14 protein-coding genes are annotated in these 16,091 nt (G+C 72.5%); 4 read left to right on the forward strand and 10 right to left on the reverse strand.

All coding sequences use genetic code 11. The features are described 5' to 3' along the window. Positions 1–245: 245 nt before the first annotated feature. The 3 genes from ABZV94_RS22855 to ABZV94_RS22865 all read right to left on the reverse strand — a co-directional run bounded on the left by ABZV94_RS22855 (position 246) and on the right by ABZV94_RS22865 (position 3,510). Positions 246–920, reverse strand: coding sequence for an AIM24 family protein (locus tag ABZV94_RS22855; RefSeq protein ID WP_356343010.1), 675 nt, complete (start codon positions 918–920; stop codon positions 246–248). Between the two features lie 56 nt (positions 921–976). After that, positions 977–2,284 (reverse strand): CAP domain-containing protein, encoded by a 1,308-nt coding sequence (locus ABZV94_RS22860; protein ID WP_356343078.1) that lies wholly within the window; start codon positions 2,282–2,284, stop codon positions 977–979. Positions 2,285–2,346: 62 nt separating this feature from the next. Next, positions 2,347–3,510, reverse strand: a complete 1,164-nt coding sequence (locus tag ABZV94_RS22865; protein ID WP_356343012.1) for a serine hydrolase domain-containing protein — start codon at positions 3,508–3,510, stop codon at positions 2,347–2,349. A gap of 310 nt (positions 3,511–3,820) precedes the next feature. On the opposite strand from ABZV94_RS22865, the gene ABZV94_RS22870 reads away from it, so the two are divergent. Further along, the gene (locus ABZV94_RS22870; protein ID WP_356343015.1) at positions 3,821–5,608 is read left to right on the forward strand and encodes a M4 family metallopeptidase; all 1,788 of its coding nucleotides are present in this window, start codon (positions 3,821–3,823) and stop codon (positions 5,606–5,608) included. Positions 5,609–5,737: 129 nt separating this feature from the next. On the opposite strand, the gene ABZV94_RS22875 is transcribed toward ABZV94_RS22870, so the two are convergent. From ABZV94_RS22875 to ABZV94_RS22885, 3 genes are read right to left on the reverse strand one after another with little or no spacing between them, the layout of a single operon-like run. After that, positions 5,738–6,088, reverse strand: a complete 351-nt coding sequence (locus ABZV94_RS22875; protein WP_356343017.1) for a histone deacetylase 6 — start codon at positions 6,086–6,088, stop codon at positions 5,738–5,740. Next, a complete protein-coding gene (locus ABZV94_RS22880; RefSeq protein WP_356343020.1) occupies positions 6,085–7,536 on the reverse strand; it encodes an ATP-binding protein in 1,452 nt (483 codons plus the stop codon). The genes ABZV94_RS22875 and ABZV94_RS22880 overlap by 4 nt, the downstream gene beginning before the upstream one ends. Further along, on the reverse strand, positions 7,533–9,209 hold the full coding sequence (locus ABZV94_RS22885) for an FAD-dependent oxidoreductase (protein WP_356343022.1): 1,677 nt from the start codon (positions 9,207–9,209) through the stop codon (positions 7,533–7,535). The genes ABZV94_RS22880 and ABZV94_RS22885 overlap by 4 nt, the downstream gene beginning before the upstream one ends. A 262-nt stretch (positions 9,210–9,471) precedes the next feature. Here ABZV94_RS22885 and ABZV94_RS22890 point away from each other — a divergent pair, with 262 nt between their 5' ends. Then, positions 9,472–10,338 carry a universal stress protein gene (locus ABZV94_RS22890; protein WP_356343024.1) on the forward strand — a complete coding sequence of 289 codons (867 nt, stop codon included), beginning with the start codon at positions 9,472–9,474 and terminating at the stop codon, positions 10,336–10,338. Between the two features lies 1 nt (position 10,339). On the opposite strand, the gene ABZV94_RS22895 is transcribed toward ABZV94_RS22890, so the two are convergent. The 3 genes from ABZV94_RS22895 to ABZV94_RS22905 all read right to left on the reverse strand — a co-directional run bounded on the left by ABZV94_RS22895 (position 10,340) and on the right by ABZV94_RS22905 (position 13,151). After that, positions 10,340–11,575, reverse strand: a complete 1,236-nt coding sequence (locus ABZV94_RS22895) for a DUF4032 domain-containing protein (RefSeq protein ID WP_356343026.1) — start codon at positions 11,573–11,575, stop codon at positions 10,340–10,342. A 117-nt stretch (positions 11,576–11,692) separates the two neighbouring features. Beyond that, positions 11,693–12,439 (reverse strand): MBL fold metallo-hydrolase, encoded by a 747-nt coding sequence (locus ABZV94_RS22900; protein WP_356343029.1) that lies wholly within the window; start codon positions 12,437–12,439, stop codon positions 11,693–11,695. 82 nt (positions 12,440–12,521) lie between these two features. Continuing rightward, positions 12,522–13,151 carry an alpha-ketoglutarate-dependent dioxygenase AlkB gene (locus ABZV94_RS22905; RefSeq protein WP_356343031.1) on the reverse strand — a complete coding sequence of 210 codons (630 nt, stop codon included), beginning with the start codon at positions 13,149–13,151 and terminating at the stop codon, positions 12,522–12,524. 115 nt (positions 13,152–13,266) lie between these two features. On the opposite strand from ABZV94_RS22905, the gene ABZV94_RS22910 reads away from it, so the two are divergent. After that, positions 13,267–13,887: a TetR/AcrR family transcriptional regulator gene (locus ABZV94_RS22910; protein WP_356343033.1), complete on the forward strand. Its 621-nt coding sequence runs from the start codon at positions 13,267–13,269 to the stop codon at positions 13,885–13,887. Positions 13,888–13,972: 85 nt separating this feature from the next. After that, positions 13,973–15,646, forward strand: coding sequence for an FAD-binding dehydrogenase (locus ABZV94_RS22915; RefSeq protein WP_356343036.1), 1,674 nt, complete (start codon positions 13,973–13,975; stop codon positions 15,644–15,646). A gap of 2 nt (positions 15,647–15,648) precedes the next feature. Here ABZV94_RS22915 and ABZV94_RS22920 read toward each other — a convergent pair whose 3' ends face one another. Then, positions 15,649–15,996 (reverse strand): DUF488 family protein, encoded by a 348-nt coding sequence (locus tag ABZV94_RS22920; RefSeq protein WP_356343038.1) that lies wholly within the window; start codon positions 15,994–15,996, stop codon positions 15,649–15,651. Positions 15,997–16,091 lie beyond the last annotated feature (95 nt).

A 16,091-nucleotide genomic window follows, 5' to 3' on the forward strand; every position in this document is an offset into this window, starting at 1 on the left:
ACGAAGGATGTGCCGCCCGGTTCGCTGGCCGTGGCCCGTGGTCAGCAGCGGAATATCGAGGGTTGGGTGGCCCGCGCACCGGGAACACGGCCGCGAGCCCGCGCGGCGCCCAGGGTCACCTCGCCTGTACGGCGGCACGCGAAAAGGCCCCGGCCCGGGAGGGGCCGGGGCGCGGTCCGGCGACGGTCAGGACGCAGGTGCGGCGGCCGGGGCTGCCCGCCCGGCCGGGATCACCCGCGGAGTTCTCAGTGCTGGTCCTTCTGGGGGGTCACCTCGCTCGGCCGCACGACGACGAAGCCCTCGCCCTGGAGCATCAGCTGCACGGCCTCGCCCGACCCGCCGCGCAGCATCGAGCCGATGGACTGCGAGCGGTGCAGCGAGGTCTCCAGGTGCGCGGTCCAGCCGACCACCGCGTCCGTGTCGACGTACACCGGCTCCTGCGCCGACACCGGGATGACCAGCGGGTTGCCGTCACAGACCAGACCGAGCCGGCCCTGGCCGCTGAAGACGCTGTTGAACAGGCCGCCACCGGCGATGCCAGAGCCCTTCACCGTCTTGATCTCGTACGACAGCGAGGCGTCGAAACACAGGACGTTGCGGCCGTTGACGGTGAACTGGTCACCCGCCTCGACCTCGACGATGAAGCAGTTCTGCGCCTCGTGCGCGAACCAGGCCTCGCCCTGCCCGCGCACCGCCATGAGGGGCAGTCCCTCACCGGTGACCGCACGCTTGAGCATGCCGCCGACGCCCTGCCCCTTGCGCTCGAACTTGAGGCTGCCGCGGTAGGCCACCATCGCGCCCTGCCGGGCGTACATCTCGCCGTTCACCGCGTACTTGATGCACTTGGCGTTCTCGACGGACATTCCCGGCTCCACGGCCGGCTGCACCACGTGCTGACTGGAAAAGAGATCACCCTTCATGCGAGGCATGGTGTCCCGGAGGATGTCATTCCGCCAAGATCACCGAACGTACCGGTTCAGCCACCGAACAGCTGCGTCCAGTACGTGCCCGCCCGGCCGCCGCCCGCGAAGCCGACCCCGAGGTGCGTGAACTCCCGCTTGAGGATGTTGGCGCGGTGGCCCGGACTGTTCATCCAGCCGTCCACGGCCTCGGCGGGGGAGCGCTGCCCGCAGGCGATGTTCTCGCCGATCAGGCGCCGCCGGGACCCCGCGGCGGCGGCCCGGTCCCAGGGCTGGGCGCCGTCGGGGGAGGTGTGTGCGTAGAAGTCCCGGGCCACCATGTCGGCGCAGTGCGCCTGCGCCGCGGTGGTGAGCAGCGGGTCGACGGCCAGCGGGGGCAGCCCGGCCCGCCCGCGCTCGGCGTTGGTGCGGGCGACGACCTCACCGGCCGCGCGCACCAGTCCGTCCGGTGTGAGCGGAGCGGCCCACAGCGCGGTCCAGTACCGGTCGCCGGCGTCGGCGTGGGCCAGCACGGCATGCCGGAACGCCGGGTCGAGCACGGTGCGCCGGGCCCGCGCCGAGCCCAGACAGTGGTCCACGAACTCCGCCGGGGTGCGCGGCCCCGAGACGAGATGCTCGCCGACGGTGACGTACCCGTACCCGGCGGCCGAGATCCGCTGGTACACCGAGACCCCGTCCCGCCCCTCCGCGCCGAGCCGCCCCCCGTCCGCCATGGCCCGGGCATGCGCCCGCGCGGCGGAGAGCAGGCGTCGATCCGGTGCGACGGGTGGGCGACCGGCCTGAGCACGGGCGGAGTTGACCAGAGGGGTGAACTCGTCCGGCGCGGGGGAGGACCCGGGGCCGGCCGGGCGCCGTGGTGCCGCCGTCGCCGTCCGCCCGCCGTCGTCGGCCACGTCCACCCCGAAGTCCCGGGCGAGTCCGGCCAGTCCGTCGGCGTACCCCTGCCCGATCGCGCGCAGCTTCCAGCCGGTGCCGGGACGGTGATACAGCTCGGCGAGCAGCAGCACGGTCTCCGTCCCGGGCCGTGGCGGCGCGAACCCGGCCACCGCACGGCCGGAGCGGTCGGTGACCTCCAGCCGGGGCGCGGGCAGCCGCCCGAGCGGGACGCCGGGCTCGGCCGCGCTGATCACGACCGTGACCCGGCACGCCCCTCGGCGCAGCCGCACCGGGTCGACGGCCAGGGTGTCCCCGCGCAGCCGGACACCCGGCGCGTCGGGCTGGTTGTAGAACACGAAGTCACCGTCCCCGGCGACCTTCCCGTCGGCCCCGGTGACAAGGGCGGACACGTCGAAGGCGCCGGCCACCCGAAGCCGTACCGGACCGCCCGGCAGAAGCACGTTGCCCCCGGGGACGAGTTCGCCCATGCCCGGTACAACGCCGGTCACCGGTCAGGAGGTTCCCGTGGGCCGGCCCGAGGGGGCGCGGTCTACCTCTTCCCGCAGAAAGCCGACTCCAGGGCACCGGCCAGCGTGTCCAGCACCTTGCCGTTGTTCGACGTGTTGGCCACGGCCGTGAGACTCCGCCGCCCGTCCTTCGTGCTGAACGCGTACGTGTAGTAGCCCTGTACGGCCCCTGTGTGCCCGTACACCGACATCCCGCAGGACAGGTCGCGCCGCCGCAGCCCGAGCCCGTACGCCGTCGTGCTGTTCACCTTGGTGAACCGCTCCATCTCGGCGAGCCGCGCGGCGGACGTCAACTCGCCCTTCAGCAGGGCGCTGTAGAAGACGTCGAGGTCCCGCGCGCTGGAGATGACCGCTCCCGCGCTCTGCGCCCAGGACACCGTCTGCGCGGTGGCGTCGACCAGCGGGGCGCCCGCCGTGTCCGGGGTCAGGTAGCCGCGGGCGTACCGGCCCGGGATCGCGGTGTCCGGGTGGACGTAGAACGTGTCCTTCAGCTTCAGCGGCCCGATGATGCGGTTCTCGTACGCCGTCCGCACGGACTGCCCGGTGAGCTTCTCGATGAGCAGCCCGGCGACGACGAAGTTGGTGTTGGAGTACGCGTACGCGGCGCCCGGCGCGTTGGTGCGGGGCTTCTTCAGGGAGAGGGCGATCAGCTCCCGGTAGGTGAAGACCTTCTTCCGGACCGCCTCGAAGCCCGGGACGCTCCTCGCGAACATGTCCTCGGTGTAGTCGTACAGCCCGCTGCGGTGGCTGAGCACCTGACGGACCGTGATCCGGTCGTCCGGCAGCAGGTTCGGCAGGTAGCGGTTGACGGGCGCGTCGAGCGAGAGCCGGTGCTCGTCCACGAGCTGGAGCAGCACGACCGCCGTGAACGTCTTGGTGACGCTGCCGATCCGGAAGCGGTCGTCGGTGCTGATGGGCCGCCGGGTGGTCCGGTCGGCGAAGCCCTGGGTGACCCGGTACGTCCTGCCCCCGTCGTCGATCCGGGCCAGCGCCCCCGGCGCGCCCCGCGCCACCGCCGACCGCAGCACCGCGGCCAGGCCCGCGGTGTCGGGTGCCGGCAGCGGTGCCGGCGCCGTGCGGTGCGCCGGCGTGTCCGGGCCTGCGGTCGCCGCCCGCGCCGGAACCGCGAGCAGGGACAGCGCGACCGCTCCGAGAACCGCTCCTCGCCCCACCGTTGCTGAGACCATCCCGTACCCACTCCCGTCGGTCGGTTTCTGATGCGATATCGGTCACATTCCGCCCTGGGAACCTAGGGGATGGAGACAGCGTCTCCACAGCCGACACACAGTCGGTCATCTGTTGATCACTCTGCGGCGGTCATTCGTAAAGGATTGCCATAGAAGTTCGCGAAATGGATCATTCCGGCTTTACGTGCCCATGACTGATCCGCAAGGGTTGCCCCTCGGGGCCAGAACGGCCCCCGTGGCGTCCAACCGCGCCACGCCTCAAGGCGGTTGGGCACCCCTGCCGCCTTCGAACGAAGGAACCCTGATCAGATTGCGTAGACCGCACATACGCACCGTGGCGGTCGCCGTCGCGGTGACGACCGCTGCCACGGGCCTGGCTGGTACGGCCTTCGCGGCTCCTTCCACGGGGGTGGAGCGGTCCGCCGCCACCGCCGCTCCGAACGCCACGGCGGTGGTGGAGGCGGCGCGCACCGCGGCCTTCGCGCACGCCTCGGCGACCGGCGTCTCCCAGGGCGACGAACTGCACGCGCAGGACGTCATGATCGACCCCGAGGGCGCCCGGCACGTCCGTTTCGTCCGCACCCACAACGACCTGCCGGTGCTCGGTGGCGACCTCATCGTCCACCTCGACCGCCGGCTCGGCTACACGGGCGTGACCCGTGCCGCCGACCACGCCGTCAAGCCGGCCGCCGCCAAGGCCAAGCTGACCGCGGGCCAGGCCGCCGCCAAGGCCGCCCAGGCCGCGAAGGGCGAGGCGGGCAGCGCGCGGCTCGTCGTCGACGCCCGCTCCGGCGCCTCCGCGCTCGCCTACCAGGTCACCGTCACCGACCAGGGCAGCGCCCGTACCGTCGTCGTGGACGCGGTCACCGGCAAGGTGCGCAGCAACACGCCCACCAGGGACGAGTTCCTGTCGCCGAAGCTGCTCGACGCCCTGCGCGAGCGCGGCGAGACCCTCGACCCGGCCACCGGCACCGGCTCCGGCGCCGACGTCTCCGGCCTGGTCGGCTCCCGCGGCACCGGCGCCGCCGCCTACCCGTCGGCCGCCAAGGGCACCGGCAAGACCCTCTTCGTGGGCACCGTCGGTCTGACCACCACGCAGACCTCGCGCGGCCACTACCAGCTGAAGGACCCGAACCGGTACGGCACCGAGACGCGGGACGCCAAGGGCTCGTACACGGAGAAGTTCAGCGCCGGTACGAAGTTCACCAACACGACCAACGTGTGGGGCAACGGCAAGACCACCAGCCGGGTCAGCGCCGCCGCCGACGCCCAGTACGGCATCACCAAGACGCTGGACTTCTACAAGGCCACGTTCAAGCGCAAGGGCATCGCCAACAACAGCAAGGCCGCGCAGGGCATGGTCCACTGGGGCAAGAAGGTCGCCAACGCCTTCTGGGACCCGACCTGCAACTGCATGCTGTACGGCGACGGCGACGGCGAGATGTTCAAGAAGCCGCTCGTCGTGCTCGACGTCACCGGTCACGAGCTGACCCACGGCGTGGTGGAGGCGACCGCCAACCTCCAGCCGACCTTCGTCGACTCCGACGGCAACCAGTACGGTGAGCCGGGCTCGCTGAACGAGTCGCTGGCGGACATCTTCGGCTCGAACGTCGAGTTCTACGCGAAGAACACGAAGGACACGCCGGACTACCTGGTCGGTGAGAAGCTGGGCCTCGCCCAGAAGTTCCTGCGCCGCCTGGACCACCCGTCCCTCGACAAGCTCGAGGGCACGATCGACTACTGGTCGGCGGACACCTACTACACCGAGGTGCACGCCGGTTCGGGTGTCTCCTCGCACGCCTACTACCTCCTCGCCGAGGGCAGCGGCAAGAAGACGATCAACGGCGTCAACTACAACTCGCCGACGTACCACAACATCGCGGTGAAGGGCATCGGCCGCACCAAGGCGACGGCCATCTACTACCGCGCGCTGACCCGCTACATGGTCTCCACGACCGACTTCCACCAGGCGCGCATCGCGACGCTGAAGGCGGCCAAGGACCTGTACGGCGCGAACAGCACCGAGTACAAGACCGTGGACAAGTCGTGGGCCGCGGTCAACGTCACCGCCGCCAACACGCCGAGCGCCCGTCACTGACGGACACCGGACCACACCGGAACCACCGGATGCCCCGCCTCGTGCGGGGCATCCGCGTGTCCGACCGCCCTGCCGGGAAGGCACGCGACGGCCGGGCCAGGGACGTCCCCGGCCCGGCCGTCGCGTGCGTCAGCGCAGCGTCCGCGCCCAGTCCGCCGGCACCCGGCCCGCCGGGCCCGGCACCGGCTGGTCGGCGGGATGGCAGTCCGGGGGAGCGAGTTCGGGCCCGGAGCCGTAGAGCTGGTCGGTGGTGAAGTCCCAGAACCAGTCCTCACCCGGCTCGAAGCTCTGGATGATCGGGTGGCCCGTCTCGCGGTAGTGGGCGGTGGCGTGCTTCGAGGGGGAGTCGTCGCAGCAGCCGATGTGGCCGCACTGCGCGCACCGGCGGAGGTGGAACCACCAGCCGCCCGCCTCCTCGCACTCCACACAGCCCGTGCCGCTGGGCGCGACGCTGGGGTCGATTCCGTCGATGTCGTTCATACCGGCTCCTCGTCGGGCGTCTGTGCGGTCAGGGGGAGCAGCACCTGGAAGCGGGTGTCGCCGGGTACTGACTCGACCCGCAGGGCGCCGTGGTGCTTGTTGACGACGATCCGCCAGGAGATGTCCAGGCCGAGCCCGGTGCCCTCGCCGACCGGCTTAGTGGTGAAGAACGGGTCGAAGATCCGGTCCTTGATCTCCGGCGGCACACCGGGACCGGTGTCCCGGAACTCGACGAGCAGCCGCTCGTTGTGGAGCGCCGTCCGCACGGTCAGCGTGCCCTGACCGCCCGCGCTGTGCATGGCCGAGACCGCGTTGTCCACCAGGTTGGTCCACACCTGGTTCAGCTCGGCCGGGTACGCGGGCACCGGCGGGAGCGTGCGGTCGTACTCCTTGACGACCTCGATGCCCGGACCGATCTTCCCGGAGAGCATCAGGAGGGTGCTGTCGAGGAGTTCGTGCACGTCCACCACCCGGTACGGCGCCCGGTCCAGCTGCGAGTACTGCTTGGCCGCGTCGACGAGGTGCGAGATGCGGGTGGTGGAGTCCTCGATCTCGTTCATCAGCAGCTCGGTCTCGACGGTGTAGTTCAGCCAGCCGACCGCGTTCGGCAGGATCTCCTCGTCCACCGCCGCGGCGACCCGCTCCAGCCAGTCCACGTCGAGCCCGGCCTGCACGAAGGTGGGCGCCAGCTGCCAGCCGTGGTCGACGCCGTGGTCCTCCAGCCAGTCCGCGAGCGTGTCCTCCCGGTCGCTGGCCTCCAGCGGGCTGAGCGCCGGGGCCTTCGCCACCCGCTCCGCGGTGCGCTCCTGGATCTCGATCAGGCTCGCCAGCACATCGCGGGAGAAGGGGCCCTCGGCGATCAGGGCGAGCTTGTGCCGCATCTTCGCGACCCGCTCCCGCAGGGTCGCGGTGGCCCGCACCGCCGCCGCGGCGGGGTTGTTCAGCTCGTGCGTGAGCCCCGCCGACAGCGAGCCCAGCGCCAGCAGCCGCTCCCGCTGCCCGATCATCGCCTGCGTGTTCTTCGTCCCGAAGAACAGCCCCTCCAGCAGGTGCACGGCCATCGGGAACCACTCGCGCACGACGTCCGCGAAGAGGTCCGCCGGCAGCACGAAGAACCGCGTCGGCTCCGTGACCCGCATGGAGTTGTTGTAGACCTGCGGCACCCGGTCGCCGAGGTACGCCTGCATCGCGCCCGCGTACACCCCGGGCTGCGAGGTCCGGATGACCTCCACGTCGTCGCCGCCGACCCGCCGGGACAGCACGACCGTGCCCTCGATCATCACGTAGAAGCAGGTGGCCGGCTCACCCTCGGCGTAGACCGGGCCGGGCTGGAACAGCTCCACCCGTCCCTGGGCGCACAGCCGGCCCAGCTGCTCGTCGCTGAGCTTCTCGAAGAGGAACAGCGAGCCGACCTCCTGCGGGCTGCACGCCACGACCTGCCCGCTCACGACTGCTCCAGGTACCGGTGGACGAGCATCACGGCCATGGCTCCCTCTCCGACTGCGGACGCGACACGCTTGGCGGACTCGGAACGCGCGTCACCCGCCACGAACACCCCGGGGATGCTGGTCTCCAGGTGGTACGGCGGCCGGTCCAGCTCCCAGCCGGCCGGCGGCCTCCCGTCGGCGGTCAGGTCGGGTCCGGCCAGGATGAACCCGCGCTGGTCGCGCAGCACCGTCTCGCCCAGCCAGTCGGTCAGCGGGGCGGCGCCGATGAACACGAACATCCACTGCGCGTCGACCCGTTCCCTCTGCCCGTTCACCGTGTTCCGCAGGGTCAGCTGCTCCAGGTGCTCCGCGCCGTGCGCCTCCTCGACGACCGTGTGGCAGCGCACGGAGATGTTCGGGGCCTCACCGATCTGCTGGATCAGATAGTGCGACATGGACGCCGACAGGTCCGGGCCGCGCACCAGCAGCGTCACCGACTTCGCGCCCCGCGACAGGTACATGGCCGCCTGGCCCGCCGAGTTGGCGCCGCCGACGATGTACACGTCCTGGCCCTGGCAGGAGGAGGCCTCGGTCAGCGCCGAGCCGTAGAACACTCCGCAGCCGGTCAGGTCGGTGCAGCCCGCCGCGTCCAGCTGGCGGTACTGCACCCCGGTCGCGAGGATCACGCTGTGCGCGGCGATCGCCGAGCCGTCCGCGAACCGTACGACCCGCGCGGCGCCGTTGACCTCCAGGCCCGTCACCTCGCGGGTGGTCAGGATCTCGGCGCCGAACTTGGCGGCCTGGCGCCGGGCCCGGTCGGTGAGCTGGGCGCCGGACACCCCGTCCGGGAAGCCGAGGTAGTTCTCGATCCGGGAGCTCTGCCCGGCCTGCCCGCCGGTCGCCGAGCGCTCCACCAGCACGGTCCGCAGTCCCTCGGAGGCCCCGTACACGGCCGCGCCGAGTCCGGCCGGGCCGCCGCCGATCACGACGAGGTCGTAGAAGTCGGCCGTCGGTGTCGTCGCCAGGCCCACGTGCGCGGCCAGCTCGGGCGCCTCGGGCTCGACCAGGACCGTGCAGTCCGGGGTGATCACCACCGGCAGCCGCTGCCCGTCCTGCCCGGCCGCCGCCAGCAGCCGCCCGCCCTCCGGCTCCTCCACCGAGTACCAGCGGTACGGCACCTGGTTGCGGGCCAGGAACTCCCGCACGTCGGAGGAGCGCGCCGACCAGCGGTGCCCGACGACCTTGGTGCTGGGCACCGGCTTGTAGGCGCTGTTGTGCCACGCGTCCAGCAGATCGTCCAGGACCGGGTAGAGCTTCTCCTCCGGCGGGTCCCAGGGCTTGAGCAGATAGTGGTCCAGGTCGACCACGTTGATCGCGTCGATGGCCGCGTTGGTGTCCGCGTACGCGGTCAGCAGCACCCGGCGCGCCCCCGGATACACGTCGAGCGCCTGCTCCAGGAACTCGATGCCGTTCATCTGCGGCATGCGGTAGTCGGCCAGGATCACCGCGACGAGGTCACCGCGCAGCTTCAGCTCGCGCAGCGCGTCCAGCGCGGACTCGCCGGACTCCGCGCGCACGATCCGGTACGACTCGCCGTAGCGCCGTCTGAGATCGCGGGCGACGGCACGGGAGACCCCCGGGTCGTCGTCCACGGTCAGGATGACGGTCCGCGCGGTGTCGGCGGCCTGTGCCATACGTCTCCCACCCGAGTGCCGGATCCCCCCGGTCGGTCGGTGTCGTGCGGACCACCGCGCCGGTTCCAGGCCATCGTATGTTCGGTCCGCCGGGTTTGGCTTGTCCGACGGAGACCTGCACTTGCCTGACAGCGACCGACGGGCGCGCCCGCCGCCCGGGAACCGCCGCGACGGCTCATGGAAAGATCATCATGGCGGTGCGCACGGATGCCCGGCGGCGGGCACCCGGAACCCGAGGCGACGACGACGAGGAGGCCCACGGATGACACGCCCGATCACGGCAGGGGTGGACGGTACGGCGGAGAGCCTGGCCGCGCTGGACTGGGCGGCCCGCGAGGCCGTGCGCCGGGGGCTGCCGCTGCGGGCCGTCCACGTCTGGCGGTACGCCGAGGCACTCGCCACCGCCGACCGGGACACGCAGCGCGGGTGGGTCTCGGAGGGCGTCACGGAGGCCGTGCGCACCGTCTCCGAGCGGCATCCCGGACTGACCGTGACCACCGACGTGGTGGAGGGCTCCGCCGCGAACGCGCTGGCCGGCGCGGCGGCCGAGGCCGAGATGCTGGTGCTCGGCTCGCGCGGCCACGGGCCCGTCGTCGGGTTCCTGCTGGGCTCGGTCGGTCAGCAGGTGATCGCGGAAACCACCCGGCCCGTGGTCCTGGTGCGCGCCGAGGACCAGCCCGCGGCGGAGGCGGCCGGCCGGGACGTCGTGGTCGGCCAGCACGGCGGACCCGAGGACAGCGCGGCGGCGCTGCGGTTCGCGTTCGAGGCGGCGGCGGCCCGTGGCGCCGCCGTCCGGGCCGTCCGGGCGTGGACCCTGCCGCCGGTGTTCGCCTACAGCCCCGGCTCGCTCAAGCTGCTGGACGAGGCGGGCGGTCTCGAACCGTACGAGCGGCAGGCGCTGGCCGATGCCCTCCAGCCGTGGCGAAAGCGGTACCCCGAGGTGCCCGTCGCCGAGCACGTCGAGATGGGCAGCGCCGGCCAGGTGCTGCTGTCGATGACCGGCCGGGCCCAGCTGATGGTCGTCGGGCGCCGGGCCCGCCGTACGGCCGTCGGCGCCCGGATCGGCTCCGTCGCGCACGGGGTGCTGCACCACGCCGACTGCCCGGTGGCCGTGGTCCCGCACGAGTGACCTACTCCGGGGCGGCCGTCTCCAGGCCGGCCCGGGCCTTGGGCAGGACGTTCTCGATGTAGTCCTTGACGGCGGTGTCGAGGCCTATGTCGTGCTGCGCGCGCTCGGACAGGTACCAGCGGTGTTCGAGGAGCTCGTGGTAGATCTCGGCCGGGTCCATGGAGCCGCGCAGCTCCGGCGGCACCGCCCGCACGGTCGGCCGGAACACGTCCCGCACCCAGCGGTGGGCGAGCACCTCGGGGCGGGCGGCCAGGGGATCGCCGGGTGCGTAGTCGTCCTGGGTGGCCATCCAGCTCTCCAGGTCGTTCAGCAGCCGCCGGGCCTGGTTCTCCTCGGCGTCCAGGCCGGTCAGCCGGAGCAGCTGCCGCTGGTGGTGGCCGGCGTCGACGACCTTCGGGACGAAGGTGACGGTGTCGCCGTTGGAGGAGTGCTCGATCTGCATCTCGGCGACGTCGAAGCCGAGGTCGTTCAGGCGGCGGATCCGGCGCTCGATGTAGTGGTACTTGCCCGCCGGGTACACCGAGGTGCGGGTCAGCTCCTGCCACAGGCCCTGGTAGCGGGTGCAGATCTCGTGGCCGAACTCGACCGGGTCGACGGACGGGTGCAGCGCGCCGGACGCCTCCAGGTCCAGCAGTTCGCCGCTGATGTTCACGCGCGCCAGCTCCAGGTCGTACTCCCGCTGCCCGGGGCTGAGCCGGGGGTGCAGGTCGCCGGTCTCGGCGTCGACCAGATAGGCCGCGTAGGCGCCCGCGTCCCGCCGGAACAGGGTGTTGGACAGCGAGCAGTCGCCCCAGGCGAACCCCGCCAGGTGGAGGCGGACCAGCAGCACCGCGAGGGCGTCCATGAGCCGGTGCATGGTCGCCGGGCGCATGGTCGTCTCGAACATCGACCGGTACGGCATCGAGCCGCGCAGGTGCCGGGTGACGAGCACCGGCTCCAGCGGGGCGCCGGAGGGGTCGGTGCGGCCGGTGACCACGGCGAGCGGGTCGACGGCGGGGATGCCGAGCCGGTCCAGGTCGCGCAGCAGCTCGTACTCGCGCAGCGCGGGCCGCTCGGCCAGCTCCTTGACGGCGATCACCTCGTCGCCAGCGTGCGCGTAGCGCACCACGTGCCGGGAGATGCCGCGGGGGAGCGGCACGAGGTACTCCTCGGGCCACTCCTCCAGCGGGGTGTCCCAGGGCAGGGCGAGCAGGAGGGCGGGGTGCTCGGGGTTCGTGGCGCTGATCTGCAAGGCCATGGCAGGAACCCTAAGGCCCCGTGCTCCTGTTCGAGGAGGCCGGTCCACCGGCAGGCGTGCTCCGGGCGGCCCGGTCCCTGAGGAGGGCGCGTGCGCCCGGGGCCTGCCGGACCGGCCCTAGGAGGCTCGCTCGCGGGCCTGTTCGGCCGCGGCCCGCACCGAGCCCTGGTGGACCGGTCCGTGGCCGGGCAGCAGGATGTCGCCGTCGAGCGCGCCGACCAGGTCCAGGGAGGCCAGCGTCCGCGCGCGGTCGTGGTGGAAGAAGTCGGGCAGCAGCTGCGGGCCCGCGACCCGGGACGTGGCGTGCCCGCTGACCAGGGCGTCCCCGGAGATCACGATGCCGGCGTCGGGCAGGTGGTAGACGCAGTGGCCGTCCGTGTGGCCGGGGGTGTGCACGGGGACCGGCCGCCCCGGCAGGTCGAGCGCTCCCTCGGCGGGGAACGGCTCGGGCGCCGTGACGGGGTGCTGCTCCGTGCCGCCCACGCGGATCACGTGCACCGCCCAGGGCAGCACGCCGGGGCGCCAGGCGTTGCGCACCACGTCGGCGATCGTCGCCTGTTGCAGGAAGTCGCGCCGGGCGTGCGGGACTTCGGCCGGGTGGAGGTAGACCGGGGTGCCGTGGGCGGAGCGCAGGTATTCGGCGGAGCCCAGGTGGTCGTTGTGCGCGTGGGTGATGAGGACGGCGGCGACCGCGTCCGGTGAACTCCCCACCTGCGCGAGGGACTCCAGCAGCCCCGCCCGGTCCCCGGGATACCCGGTGTCCACCAGCGTGACGGCGTCGCCGTCCTTGAGGATGACCCAGTTGGTGTTGTGGCCGTGCACCAGGTAGGTGCCGTCGGCGACTTGTCGTACCTCTGCCCGCATGATCTCTCCGTGCCCTCAGCGGCGGATCGTCGGGGGACAGCCAACCAGATGGGGGTTCGTCCCGCACGGGCGGGCCCGGTCGTCAGTGGACACCGTGCGGGCGGAACTGGATGCTGATGCGCGGTCCCGCCGGCCGGCTGGTCTTGGGGACGCAGTGCTCCCAGGTGCGCTGGCAGGAGCCGCCCATCACGATGAGGTCGCCGTGGCCCAGCGGGCGCCGGACCGCCGTACCGCCTCCGCCGGCCGGGCGCAGCAGCAGGTCGCGGGGCTCGCCGACGGAGAGGATCGCGACCATCGTGTCCTCCCGGGAGCCCCGGCCGATCCGGTCGCCGTGCCAGGCGACGCTGTCCCGGCCGTCGCGGTAGTAGCACAGCCCGGCGGTGGTGAACGGCTCGCCGAGTTCGTCGGCGTAGTGCCGGGACAGGGCGGTGCGGGCCTCGTCGAGGACCGGGTGGGGCAGCGGGTCCTCCGCCCGGTAGAAGGCGAGCAGGCGCGGCACCGCCACGACGTTGTCGTACATCTTGCGCTGCTCGGCCCGCCAGGGGACCTTCGCCGCCAGGTGTTCGAACAGGTCGTCGGCACCGCTCAGCCAGCCCGGCAGGACGTCGATCCAGGCGCCCGAGCCCAGCTCGGTCCGGCGCAGCCCGTCGAGCGGGCCGAGTCGCAGCTCGTCGGTCTGGTCGAACAGGGAGCCCTGGAGGTGCGTGGACATGGGTCCAGCGTACTCCGTAATCGAAAATGCGTTCCCATCGATCATGGCGGCCGGGGGCTGTTCGATACATCGCTGTATCGGATACATTCGCGTATCCAACCGGAGGAGGGCGGTCATGGAGACGGCCGGACGCGTCACCCGGCGCCGGGTCCGCACCCGCGCCCGGCTGCTCGACGCCGCGTTCGCGGTGTTCGCGGCCAAGGGCTTCGGGCGCGTCTCCATCGAGGAGGTCTGCGAGGCGGCCGGGTTCAGCCGGGGCGCCTTCTACTCGAACTTCGCCACCCTGGACGAGCTGTTCTTCGCCCTCTACCAGGAGCGCGCCGACCTCATCGCCGCCCAGGTGGCCGACGCCCTCGCCCAGGACGGCCCCGACCTCGACGTGCCCGCCTCCGTCGACCGGGTCACCGAGGTGCTGCTGCTCGACGTCGACTGGCTGCTGGTGAAGACCGACTTCCTGGTGCACGCCGCCCGGAACCCGGCCGTCGCCCGGGCCCTCCTCGACCACCGCGCCCGGCTCCGGCGGGCCGTCGCCGACCGGCTCTCCCGGGCCCGGGGCCACACCGCACTGCCCGCCGTGCTCGGCGACGTCGACGGCGCCGCGCACGCCGTGGTCGCCGCGTACGACGGGGTCACCACCCAGCTGCTGCTGGACCGGGACGTGGAGGCCGCCCGGGTCTGGCTGAAGCAGCTGCTCACCGCGCTGCTCACGGACGGCAGCCGCACCCCCGCCACATGAGCACGGCCGGCCCGGAACCGTCGTACGGGCGCACACGCACCGGCACGGGCCGGCACCGAGCACCGTCAGGAAGGACACAGTCGTCATGGACGCGGACGTCATCGTCGTCGGAGCGGGTCTCGCCGGCCTGGTCGCGGCACACGAACTCACCAGCCAGGGCCGCCGGGTGGCCCTGGTCGACCAGGAGAACGCCGCCAACCTCGGCGGCCAGGCGTTCTGGTCCTTCGGCGGGCTCTTCCTCGTGGACTCGCCCGAGCAGCGCCGCCTCGGCATCAAGGACTCCTTCGCCCTCGCCTGGAGCGACTGGCAGGGCAGCGCGCAGTTCGACCGGCTCGCCGACGAGGACTCCTGGGCGGTGCGCTGGGCCCGCGCCTACGTCGAGTTCGCCGCCGGCGAGAAGCGGTCGTGGCTCCAGGGACACGGCATCGAGCTGCTGCCCACGGTCGGCTGGGCCGAGCGCGGTGACCTGCGGGCGGACGGGCACGGCAACTCCGTGCCCCGCTTCCACATCGCCTGGGGCACCGGCACCGGCGTGGTCGAGCCGTTCGTGCGCTACGCCCGGCAGGCCGCCGGCGACGGGCTGCTGACCTTCCACCACCGGCACCGGGTGGACGAGCTGGTCATCGAGGGCGGCACGGCGCGCGGTGTGCGCGGCACCGTCCTCGCCCCGGACGACTCCCCGCGCGGCGTCGCCTCCAACCGCGACCGCGCGGGTGACTTCGAACTCACCGCGCAGGCCGTCGTCGTCACCACCGGCGGCATCGGCGCCGACCACGACACCGTCCGCCGCCACTGGCCCGAGCGGCTCGGGACACCGCCCGCCGAGATGGTCACCGGTGTCCCCGCCTACGTCGACGGCCGCATGCTCGACATCAGCGCCGAGGCCGGCGTACGCCTCGTGAACCGCGACCGCATGTGGCACTACACCGAGGGCCTGCGCAACTGGGACCCGATATGGCCCGGCCACGGCATCCGCATCCTGCCCGGCCCGTCCTCCGTCTGGCTCGACGCCCTCGGCCGCCGGCTGCCCGACCCCTGCCTGCCCGGCTACGACACCCTCAGCACCCTCAGGTACCTGCGCACCACCGAGGACATCGCCGGGTACGACCACTCCTGGTTCATCCTCACCCGGAAGATCATCGAGAAGGAGTTCGCGCTCTCCGGCTCCGAGCAGAACCCCGACATCACCGCCAAGGACCGCAAGGCCGTGCTGCGCGACCGGCTGCTCGGCAAGGGCGCCCCCGCACCCGTCCGGGCCTTCCTCGACCACGGCGCCGACTTCGTCACCGCCGGGAACCTGGAGCGCCTGGTCGAGAAGATGAACGCCCTGACCGGCAAGCCGCTGCTGGACGCCGCCGAGGTGCGCCGCCAGATCGAGGCCCGCGACCTGCAGATCGCCAACCCCTACAGCAAGGACGCCCAGGTCCAGGGCATCCGCAACGCCCGCCGCTACATCGGCGACCGGCTCGGCCGCGTCGCCACCCCGCACCGCCTCCTCGACCCGGCCGCGGGGCCCCTCATCGGGGTCCGCATGCACGTGCTGACCCGCAAGACCCTCGGCGGCATCCAGACTGACCTCGACTCCCGGGCGCTCGGCGGCGACGGCACGCCGATCGAGGGGCTGTACGCGGCCGGCGAGGTCGCCGGGTTCGGCGGCGGCGGTGTCCACGGCTACAACGCCCTGGAGGGCACCTTCCTCGGCGGCTGCCTGTTCTCGGGCCGCGCGGCGGGCCGGCACGCGGCCCGGCACACCGGCTGACCTCAGCCCTTCAGCAGCTCCGCGAGGACGTGGGCGTGGCTCTCCTCGGTCTTCTTCGACGCGGTGAGGAGGGTCACCCTGCCCTTGCGGGCCGACTCCCTGAGGCGGTCCAGCAGTTCGGCGGCCCCGGGGGCTTCCAGCTCCTGCTCGTACCGGCTCCTGAACTCCTCGTAGGAGCCCCCGCCGTGGTACCACGTGCGCAGCTCGCTCGAGGGGGTGAGCTCCTTCGGCCACTCGTCCACCCGCGCCGCGTCCTTGGCGAGACCGCGCGGCCACAGCCGGTCGACCAGGACACGCAGGCCGTCGTCGGGCTCGGGCGGTTCGTAGATCCGGCGCACACGCACGCTCACGGTCGGGCCCCTCTCGGGTCGTGGACGGTCGTGCGAGCGTACTGCGCCGTGTCCCGCCCACCCGGCGGCGACGCGGCACGACTTGACCGGAACAA

The organism is Streptomyces sp. NPDC004658 (assembly GCF_040609555.1).
In the GTDB taxonomy this organism is placed as follows: Bacteria; Actinomycetota; Actinomycetes; order Streptomycetales; family Streptomycetaceae; genus Streptomyces.

Excerpts from the sequence above, each read along its gene's own strand:
- ABZV94_RS22910 (WP_356343033.1), top strand. The coding sequence starts at position 13,267 with ATGGAGACGGCCGGACGCGTCACCCGGCGCCGGGTCCGCACCCGCGCC.
- ABZV94_RS22855 (WP_356343010.1), bottom strand. The coding sequence starts at position 920 with ATGAAGGGTGATCTCTTTTCCAGTCAGCACGTGGTGCAGCCGGCCGTG.
- ABZV94_RS22875 (WP_356343017.1), bottom strand. The coding sequence starts at position 6,088 with ATGAACGACATCGACGGAATCGACCCCAGCGTCGCGCCCAGCGGCACG.
- ABZV94_RS22895 (WP_356343026.1), bottom strand. The coding sequence starts at position 11,575 with ATGGCCTTGCAGATCAGCGCCACGAACCCCGAGCACCCCGCCCTCCTG.
- ABZV94_RS22915 (WP_356343036.1), top strand. The coding sequence starts at position 13,973 with ATGGACGCGGACGTCATCGTCGTCGGAGCGGGTCTCGCCGGCCTGGTC.
- ABZV94_RS22860 (WP_356343078.1), bottom strand. The coding sequence starts at position 2,284 with ATGGGCGAACTCGTCCCCGGGGGCAACGTGCTTCTGCCGGGCGGTCCG.
- ABZV94_RS22905 (WP_356343031.1), bottom strand. The coding sequence starts at position 13,151 with ATGTCCACGCACCTCCAGGGCTCCCTGTTCGACCAGACCGACGAGCTG.
- ABZV94_RS22900 (WP_356343029.1), bottom strand. The coding sequence starts at position 12,439 with ATGCGGGCAGAGGTACGACAAGTCGCCGACGGCACCTACCTGGTGCAC.
- ABZV94_RS22885 (WP_356343022.1), bottom strand. The coding sequence starts at position 9,209 with ATGGCACAGGCCGCCGACACCGCGCGGACCGTCATCCTGACCGTGGAC.
- ABZV94_RS22890 (WP_356343024.1), top strand. The coding sequence starts at position 9,472 with ATGACACGCCCGATCACGGCAGGGGTGGACGGTACGGCGGAGAGCCTG.
- ABZV94_RS22865 (WP_356343012.1), bottom strand. The coding sequence starts at position 3,510 with ATGGTCTCAGCAACGGTGGGGCGAGGAGCGGTTCTCGGAGCGGTCGCG.